Origin of the sequence: Pseudomonas sp. UBA5568, assembly GCF_002425525.1 — a bacterium.
GTDB classification, from domain to species: Bacteria; Pseudomonadota; Gammaproteobacteria; order Pseudomonadales; family Pseudomonadaceae; genus Aquipseudomonas; species Aquipseudomonas fulva.
The window spans coordinates 1-8,727 of record NZ_DIMK01000042.1 but is presented as its reverse complement, the minus strand read 5'-3'; the positions used below and the strand labels follow the sequence as shown (position 1 = coordinate 8,727).

Below are 8,727 nucleotides of genomic sequence, written 5' to 3'. Positions count from 1 at the left end.
CAACGGCAAGCTCGACCGCAAAGCATTGCCCGAACCCGACGCACTTCCGGAGCGCCCGTTCGAAGCCCCCGAAGGGCCGACCGAGACCCTGATGGCTGCACTGTGGTGCGAGCTGCTTGAGGTGGAGCGGGTAGGGCGGCACGACAACTTCTTCGAGCTGGGCGGGCACTCGCTGCTGGCCGTCACCCTGACTTCAAGGTTGCGCGAAGCGGGCCTTGAAGCCGACGTGCGGGCCCTGTTCGACCAACCGACACTGGCAGGCTACGCAGCCATCACAGACAGAATGGAGATCGTCCTGTGAGCATCAACCAATTACTGGCCACACTGGCCGACCACGACGTGCAGCTGGCGCTCAAGGATGGCCAACTGGTGGTGCAGGGCAACCGGCAGGCACTGACCGACGGCGCCCTGGTGGCCCAGTTGCGGGCCCACAAACCGGCGCTGGTGAGCCTGATCGAACGCGGCGAATACGTGGCTCGCAAGCACGGCCCGGTGGCGGTGCCACCCAACCTCATCGCACCTGGGAGCACGCACATCAGTGCAGCGATGCTCAACCTGGTGACCCTGGACCAGGCCGCCGTGGACCAGGTGGTCGCTGCCATCCCGGGCGGGGCGCCCAACGTGCAGGACATCTACCCGTTGGCGCCCCTGCAGCAGGGCATGCTGTTCCACCATGCCCGCGCCGAAGGCCACGACCCGTATGTGATGCAAGCGCGCTTCGCCTTTGCCAGCCAAGCACGTTTCGACGCCTTCGCGCAGGCGCTGCGCGGCGTCATCGCCCGCCATGACATCCTGCGCACGTCGGTACACTGGGAAGGCTTGGCCCAACCTCTGCAGGTGGTCTGGCGGCACGCTGAGCTCGCGGTGCTGACGCAGGCGGACCCGGCGACCGACCGGGACTGGATCGACTTGACCCAGGCACCCCTGATTCGCCTGCTGCGCGAGGCCGCTCAGGCAGATGGCACGTTACACGCCACCTTGCAGTTCCATCACATCGCCTTGGACCACAGTGCACTGGACGTGGTCCGGCAGGAGCTGATCGCCTTTCTGACCGGCAACGGCGCGCAGCTCGGGGCCGCGGTACCGTTTCGTGACTACGTGGCTCAAGCCGTGCTTGGGGTCAGCGAGGCCGAGCACGAAGCCTTCTTCCGCGACATGCTGGGCGACATCGACGAGCCGACCCTGGCCTACGGGCTTGCCCAGGTACAGGGTGGCGACTCGGTGCATGAGGAGCATCAACTCGACTTGCCGCTGGCGCTGTGTCAGGGATTGCGCAGCCATGCACGCACCCTGGGGGTAAGCGTTGCCAGCCTGTTCCACCTGGCCTGGGGGCGCGTGCTGGGCGGGCTGACCGGGCGCGATCAGGTCGTGTTCGGCACGGTGCTGATGGGGCGCCTGCTCGGCGCGCAAGGCACCGACCGGGCCCTGGGCATCTTCATCAACACCTTGCCATTGCGAGTGGACCTGGCGGCGGCGAACCTTGAAGGCGCTATCCATGCGACCCACAAGCGCCTGACCGCCTTGATGCGCCATGAACACGCGCCACTGGCCCTGGCCCAACGGTGCAGTGGCGTGGCCGCACCTGCGCCGCTGTTCAACAGCCTGCTCAATTACCGGCACAGCGCTGTCGGCCCGGCTGAGCCGCGCCGGGCAGCGTTGGCCGGCATCGACATCATCGACTCGGTAGAAGCCACCAACTACCCGCTGACCTTGAGTATCGACGACCTGGGTGAGGGGTTGCGCCTGACCTTGCTTGCCGACGCCCAGGTACCGGCGCAACGTGTCTGCGCCTATCTACGGCAGACCCTGGAGAGCCTGTTGCACGCGCCGCAGGCGGCGGTACTCGACCTGCCCATGTTGCCTGTCGCCGAGCGTCAATGGCTGCTGGACACCTTCAATGCCTCCCACGCCGATTATGACGAGCAGCATACGCTGCACCAGCGTATCGAGCAGCGCGCCCAGCATAGCCCTGATGAGGTGGCGGCGACCTTTGGCGAACGGCAGTTGAGCTACGACCAACTCAACCGCCAGGCCAATGCCCTGGCGCATCACCTGATCGCCCTGGGGGTGCAACCGGATGACCGCGTGGCGGTGCTTGCCCGGCGCGGCCTGGAAACGCTGGTGGGCTTGCTGGCAGTGCTCAAGGCAGGCGCAGGCTATGTGCCTGTCGATGCTGCCCACCCGGACGAGCGGGTCCGCTACCTGCTCGAAGACAGCGCCCCGGTGGCGGTGCTCACCCAACGGGCGCTGCTGCCGCGGGTCGGTCGAAGCGAACGGCCGGTGCTGCTGCTGGACCAGCCCGACTGGCCGGCCCGGGACGACGATCCTGTCGTCAAAACCCTCACCCCTCGGCACCTGGCCTATGTGATCTACACCTCGGGCTCGACCGGTGAGCCCAAAGGGGTAATGGTCGAGCACCTGACGGTGAACAACCTGGTGGACTGGCATTGCCGCGCTTTCGGCCTGGCCCCGGGCCGGCATACCTCAAGCCTTGCCGGGTTCGGCTTCGATGCAATGGCCTGGGAGATCTGGCCGGCACTGTGCGCCGGCGCAACCGTGCACCTGGCCCCGACGAGCGGCGCCAGTGATGACCTTGACGCCATGCTCGCCTGGTGGCAGGCGCAGCCGCTGGATGTGAGCTTTTTGCCCACGCCTGTGGCCGAATATGCCTTCAATCATCACCTGGAACATCCCACGCTGCGCACCCTGCTGATTGGCGGTGACCGCTTGCGCCAGTTCAACCGAACTCAACGCTTTACCGTGGTGAACAACTATGGCCCCACCGAAACCACGGTCGTGGCAAGCTCCGGCGCCGTGCACGCCGGCTGCGCCTTGCACATCGGCAAACCGGTGGACAACGCCCGGTTGTACGTGCTCGATGCGCGCCTGCAACCGGTGCCGCTGGGCGTACCTGGCGAGCTGTACATCGGGGGTGCCGGGGTTGCCCGTGGTTACCTGAACCGCCCGCAACTGACGGCAGAGCGCTTCGTGCAAGACCCGTTCGCGACCTCGGCCAGTGCCCGCATGTACCGCTCGGGCGATCTGGTGCGCTGGCTTGCCGACGGCTCGCTGGAGTACCTGGGTCGCAACGATGACCAGGTCAAGATCCGCGGCTTGCGCATCGAACCCGGTGAGATCGAGAGCCGCCTGGCGGCCTTGGCAGGTATCGACGAAGCAGTGGTCATCGCTCGCGAAGATCAGCCGGGGCACCCGCGCTTGGTGGCTTATTACACGGTCAGGCCCGACGTGGCCCCGCTCGAACCTGAAGGCCTGCGCGCCCAATTGCAGGCCCACCTGCCCGAGTACATGGTGCCGGTAGCCTTCGTCGCCTTGCCAGCGCTGCCCCTGACCGCCAACGGTAAGCTCGACCGCCGCGCACTGCCGGCACCGGAGCGCACAGCGCTCTTCGAGGTGGGTTTCGAAGCGCCGGTGGGTGAACTCGAACAGGCCCTGGCCCAACTGTGGGCCGAGTTGCTGCAGGTGGAGCGGGTCGGGCGGCATGATGATTTCTTCCGCCTGGGTGGGCATTCATTGTTGGCCATGCGCATGGTGTCCCAAGTGCGCGTACGCCTGGGGGCTGAACTGAGCCTGGCAGCATTGTTTGCCGCGGCACAATTGACCAGCGTGGCCAGGCACCTGGAGCAGGCTGGGCGCAGCGAGGTGCCGCCTATCGTGGCCGCAGCGCCAGGGCAGGCCTTGCCCATGTCCTTCGCCCAGCAGCGCCTGTGGTTCCTGGCCCAGCTGGAGGGTGGCAGCCAGGCCTACAACGTCCCCCTGGCCCTTGGCCTGCGCGGTAGGTTGGATGTCGATGCGCTGGAAGCAGCCCTGCTGCGCCTGCTGGAGCGCCACCCGGTGCTGCGCAGCCAGTTCAAGGCCGTGGCTGACAGCGCCGAAGTGGTCATTTGCCCAGTGCCGCAGACAGGCTGGTTGCAACGCGAAGCAGTGACGCCCGCCGCGTTGCCCGCCCGGCTTCAGGCGCTTGCCCGAATCCCCTTCGACTTGGCCTGCGGGCCCCTTCTGCAGGCGCATGTGCTGCGCTTGGACGAGCAGCATCACGTACTGGCCATGACCGTGCACCATATCGTGGCCGATGGCTGGTCCCTGGGCGTGATGACCCACGAGTTGAACCTGCTCTATGCCGCATTGCGTGAGGGCCGGGAGGACCCGCTGCCCGCACTGGCCCTGCAGTACACCGATTACGCCGTGTGGCAGCGTCGATGGCTGACGGGTGAACGCCTGCAACAGCAGCTCGATTACTGGCACCAGACGCTGGAGGGCGCGCCGACGTTGATCAACCTGCCCACCGACCGGCAACGCCCGACGCGGCAGGACCTGGCCGGTGCCAGCGTGCCGGTGCACCTGTCGCCGCGTCTCTCGGCGGCACTGCGCACCTTGGCCCATCAGCACGGTGCGACGGTGTACATGACGGTGCTGGCCGCATGGTCAGCACTGCTGGCGCGCCTGTCCGGCCAGTCCGAAGTGGTGGTCGGCTGCCCGGTCGCAGGACGAGGGCGTGCCGAACTCGAACCCTTGGTCGGGCTGTTCGTCAATACGCTGGCCCTGCGCATCGACCCAAGCGCAGCACCGACCGCGCACGCCTTGATAGGCCAGGTACGCGACCGGGTTCTGCAGGCCCAGGCCCACCAGGACGTGCCGTTCGAACACGTGGTGGAAGTGCTGCGCCCTGCGCGCAGCCTGAGCCATACGCCCGTGTTCCAGGTCAGCTTGAACTGGCAGGCGACCGAGGGTGCCGCGCTGACGCTGGCAGGTTTGCAACTGGAGGCCGTCAACCAAGCCAGCGCTGTGGCCAAGTTCGACCTGACCTTGAACCTGGGGGAACAGGGCGACTGCCTGATTGGCAGCCTGGACTACGCCACTGCGCTGTTCGATGAGGCGACGGTGCGCCGCCACCTGGGTTACTTCGAGCGGCTGCTCTGGGCGATGACGGCCAATGACCAGCAACCGTTGGCCCAGGTAGACCTGTTGGACGCGTCCGAGCGTGATCATCTGCTGTATGCGCTTAACCAGACACACACTGCCTGTCCCCGCGCGTGCAGCGTGACGCATCTGTTCGAGCGACGCGCGGCCGAGCATCCCACCGCCATCGCCGCGGTGCATGGCGAGCACGTCCTGGGTTATGGCGAGCTCAACCGGCAGGCCAACCGCCTGGCACGCTACCTGATTGCCCAAGGCGTCAAGCCCGATGCGCAGGTGGCGCTGCTGTTGCCGCGCTCCTTCTCCTTGCTGGTGGCCCAGTTGGCCGTGCTCAAGTGTGCGGCCAGCTATGTGCCGCTTGACCTGCATGCACCTGCCGAGCGCCAGGCGTTCATGGTCCAGGACTGCCAGGCCAGCCTCGTGCTGACAGTGGCCACGGTCAATGCACCCCTGGGCCCACGTCGCATCGACCTGGATACCTTGCAGCTTGCACACGGGTCTGGTGATGACCTGGGCCTGGCACCGGCCGCCGACAGCACTGCCTACGTGATGTACACCTCCGGCACGACCGGTCAGCCAAAGGGCGTGTGCGTCCCGCACCGTGGCATCGTGCGCCTGGTGGTGGACAACGGCTATGTCGAACTGGGCTCCAATGACCGCCTGGGCCTCGCCTCCAACCCGGCGTTCGATGCCAGCACCTTCGAGGTCTGGGGCGCGTTGCTCAACGGCGGCCAGGTGCATGTGATCGACCACGCCACGCTGGTCGACCCTGAGCGTTTCGCCTGCGCGCTGCAGGACCAGGCCATCACGGTGCTGTTCCTGACCACCGCGCTGTTCAACCAGTACGTACAGCTGATGCCCCAGGCCCTGGCCGGGCTGCGGGTGCTGATCAGCGGCGGGGAGCGGGCCGAGCCGGCTGCGTTCCGCGCGCTCCTGGCCCAAGCACCTGGCCTGCGCCTGATCAATGGCTATGGCCCTACCGAGACCACCACCTTTGCCGTCACCTGCGAAGTTCAGGCCCTGGCGCCGGATGCAAACCAGGTCCCCATTGGCCGCCCCATCGGCAATACCCAGGTGTATGTGCTGGATGCGTGGCAGCGCCCGGTGCCACAGGGCGTGGTCGGTGAATTATATGTCGGCGGTGACGGTGTGGCCCTGGGTTATCTGAATCGGCCCGACCTGACCGAACAGCGCTTTGTCCAAGACCCGTTCGGCCAGCAGGCGGGGGCGCGTCTTTATCGCACGGGCGACCTGGTGCGCTGGAATGCCGACGGCCAGCTCGAATGCCTGGGGCGTAACGATGATCAGGTGAAAATCCGCGGTTTCCGTATCGAGCCTGGCGAAATCGAGCAAGTGCTGGCTCAGGCACCCGGCATCGGCGAGGTGCTGGTGATGGCCATGGAGCAGGCCCACGGGCCTCACCGATTGGTCGCCTGGTACACACGCCGTAGCGAGGACCTTGATGGCACGGGTCTTCGCGATTACCTGCGCGCCCGACTACCCGACTACATGGTGCCGTCGGCGTTCGTGCCTCTGGTGCGGATGCCGCTGAACAACAACGGCAAGATCGATCGTATGGCGCTGCCGGCCCCGGGGCTGCAGGATCTGTCGACGGTGGTGTTCGAAGCGCCTCGGGCTGGGCATGAGGCTGACCTGGCGCGTATCTGGGCCGATCTGCTTGGGCTCAACACCATCGGCCGGCAGGACCGTTTCTTCGAGCAGGGCGGGCACTCCTTGCTGGCCATGCGCATGCTGGCCCAGGTACGCGAACAGATGGGCTGCGAACTGGCGTTGGCCGACCTGTTCGCCGACGACTGCCTGGCTGCAGTGGCGGCCACCTTGCAAGCCAGCGTGCAGGCCTTGCCGGCCCTGGAACCGATGCCGCGTGAAGAGCGCCTGCCGCTTTCCCTGGCCCAGCAGCGCCTATGGTTCCTGACCCAGATGGCTGAAGCCAGTGCTGCCTATCACATTCCGGTGGCGCTGCACCTGGAAGGGCGCCTGCACCGTCAGGCGCTGGAGCGCAGCCTGCGTGCGCTGGTGGCCCGTCATGAAAGCCTGCGCAGCCGATTCCATGAGCATGACGGTGAACCGTATGTGGCGCTGGCAACCGATACAGAGGCGTTCACCGTGCAGTGGCACCGGGCCTGCGGGCTGGATTCGCCTGGTCTGCAAGCATGGGCCCGTGCCGAGGCCGCGCGGCCCTTTGCTCTGGACCAGGACCTGCCGATACGCGCTCACGTGCTGGACCTCGGTGATGACTGCCACGCGCTGCTACTGGTCGTTCACCACCTGGTGGCGGATGGCTGGTCCCTGGGCATTCTGATCGGCGAGCTCGCGGCGCTCTACCAGGCTTTCGCTACGCACGCCCCCAACCCGCTGCCCGCGCTCAGGGTGCAGTACCTCGATTATGCCCAGTGGCAGCAGAGCTGGCTCAACGGTTCGGCGCTGGATGCCCAAGCCGACTACTGGCGCAAGCAGCTCCACGGCTCGCCCGCGCTGCTCAGCCTGCCATGGGACCGGCCTCGTCCGGAGCGCCAGCAATACGCGGGCGACAGCGTCCAGGTCCAGCTCGACCTGCCGTCCAGTGAAGCCCTCAAAGCCGTGTGCACGCGCCATGGCGTCACGCCTTTCATGCTGTTCACGGCAGCGTGGGCAGCGCTGCTCGCTCGCCTGTCCGGGCAGCAGGATGTGGTCATCGGCTCGCCGGTCGCCAATCGACGGCAGAGCCAGGTCCAGGGGATGGTGGGCATGTTCGTCAATGCCCTGGCCTTGCGCCTGGACCTGTCGGGCCGCCCGCCGGTATCTGCGTTGCTGGCGCAGGCCAAGGCCGTGGTGCTGGAGGCCCAGGCCCATCAGGATGTTCCGTTCGAACAGGTGGTGGAGCTATTGCGCCCGCGGCGAAGCCTTGGGCATACGCCGCTGTATCAGGCAACGCTGGACTGGGACGCCAACGCCGGGCATCGGGCCCCTGCGTTTGCAGACTTGCATGTCAGCGCCATGGCTGCCGAGGCCGAAGTGGCCAAGTTCGATTTGAGCTTGAGCATGGGTGAGCGGGCCGGCTGCTTTGCCGGTGGCATCGTGTATGCCACCGCGCTGTTCAACCGCGCCACAATCGAACGCTTCGCCGGTTACCTGCAGCGCGTCCTGCAAGCCTTTGCGACCAGCGACCAGGCCATCGTCGCGGACATCGACCTGCTGGCTGGCGAAGAACGCGAGCGGGTGCTGCACGCCTTCAATGCGACCGGCACCGACCATGACCTTATCTGTACCCTGCACGCGCTGGTCGAGGCCCAGGCGCAGCGCACCCCGCAGGCCGTCGCCGTCAGCGCCGAGGAGGGCGAGCTGACCTTCGAGCAGCTCAACGCCCAGGCCAATCGCCTGGCTCACCACCTCATCGCGCTGGGCGTGACGCCCGATGATCGCGTGGCGATCTGCGTTGAACGCAGTTTGTCGATGATGGTGGGGCTGCTCGGAATTCTGAAGGCGGGCGGCGCGTATGTGCCGGTCGATCCGGATTACCCGGCAGAGCGTATTCGCCACATGCTCACCGACAGCGACCCGGTGGCGGTGCTGGTGCACGCGGCGACCCGGCATGTGCCCGAGCACGGCGTCGTGATCGATCTGGACGCGCCGTTGAGCCTGGAACTGCCTGCCACCAACCTGGAAGTTCCGGGGCTCACCCCGCAGCACCTGGCGTACGTCATCTATACCTCAGGCTCGACCGGCTTGCCCAAGGGCGTGATGAACGAGCATGCCGGCGTGGTCAATCGTCTGCTGTGGATGCAGGACGCC

2 protein-coding genes are annotated in these 8,727 nt (G+C 66.6%); both read left to right on the top strand.

Annotation, left to right across the window (positions count from 1 at the left end):
• A partial coding sequence (locus tag B2S33_RS13320; protein ID WP_288650464.1) for a phosphopantetheine-binding protein occupies window positions 1-301 on the top strand: 301 nt, incomplete at its 5' end.
• Window positions 298-8,727: non-ribosomal peptide synthetase (locus tag B2S33_RS13315; RefSeq protein WP_288650462.1), on the top strand; the 8,430-nt coding region annotated here is incomplete at its 3' end. The genes B2S33_RS13320 and B2S33_RS13315, both read left to right, overlap by 4 nt.